The 651-nt window shown below is 52.2% G+C and carries 7 tRNA genes; all 7 read left to right on the forward strand.

Annotated elements, in window-relative coordinates:
- Positions 1-38 precede the first annotated feature (38 nt).
- The 7 genes from HT709_RS11495 (at position 39) to HT709_RS11525 (ending at position 648) form a co-directional block, all read left to right on the forward strand.
- A tRNA-Val gene (locus tag HT709_RS11495) sits at positions 39-111 on the forward strand.
- Positions 112-113: 2 nt separating this feature from the next.
- A tRNA-Asp gene (locus HT709_RS11500) sits at positions 114-186 on the forward strand.
- Between the two features lie 24 nt (positions 187-210).
- Positions 211-283, forward strand: a tRNA-Lys gene (locus HT709_RS11505).
- A gap of 5 nt (positions 284-288) precedes the next feature.
- Positions 289-370: transfer RNA gene (locus HT709_RS11510), tRNA-Leu, on the forward strand.
- Positions 371-388: 18 nt separating this feature from the next.
- Positions 389-461 (forward strand) — tRNA-Thr (locus HT709_RS11515).
- Between the two features lie 22 nt (positions 462-483).
- A tRNA-Gly gene (locus HT709_RS11520) sits at positions 484-555 on the forward strand.
- A 7-nt stretch (positions 556-562) separates the two neighbouring features.
- Positions 563-648: transfer RNA gene (locus tag HT709_RS11525), tRNA-Leu, on the forward strand.
- Positions 649-651: the final 3 nt, after the last annotated feature.

Raw genomic sequence — 651 nt, forward strand, 5'->3', positions numbered from 1 at the left:
GGTTGCCCCCTGTGAGATAGGGAAGTCGCTTAGCTCTAGGGAGTTTAGCTCAGCTGGGAGAGCATCTGCCTTACAAGCAGAGGGTCAGCGGTTCGATCCCGTTAACTCCCAAAGGTCCCGTAGTGTAGCGGTTATCACGTCGCCCTGTCACGGCGAAGATCGCGGGTTCGATTCCCGTCGGGACCGTTTAAGGTAACGCAAGTTATTTTAGACTCGTTAGCTCAGTTGGTAGAGCAATTGACTTTTAATCAATGGGTCACTGGTTCGAGCCCAGTACGGGTCATATATGCGGGTTTGGCGGAATTGGCAGACGCACCAGATTTAGGATCTGGCGCTTAACGGCGTGGGGGTTCAAGTCCCTTAACCCGCATTGAGATATAATAGATGAGCCGGCTTAGCTCAGTTGGTAGAGCATCTGATTTGTAATCAGAGGGTCGCGTGTTCAAGTCATGTAGCCGGCATTTTTAGATAGAAGAAAATAGTGCGAACGTAGTTCAGTGGTAGAACACCACCTTGCCAAGGTGGGGGTCGCGGGTTCGAATCCCGTCGTTCGCTTAGAGAGGCCGGGGTGGCGGAACTGGCAGACGCACAGGACTTAAAATCCTGCGATTGGTAACGATCGTACCGGTTCGATTCCGGTCTTCGGCATAA

It is taken from the genome of Streptococcus sp. 1343, assembly GCF_013277355.1.
GTDB classification, from domain to species: domain Bacteria; phylum Bacillota; class Bacilli; order Lactobacillales; family Streptococcaceae; genus Streptococcus; species Streptococcus pseudopneumoniae.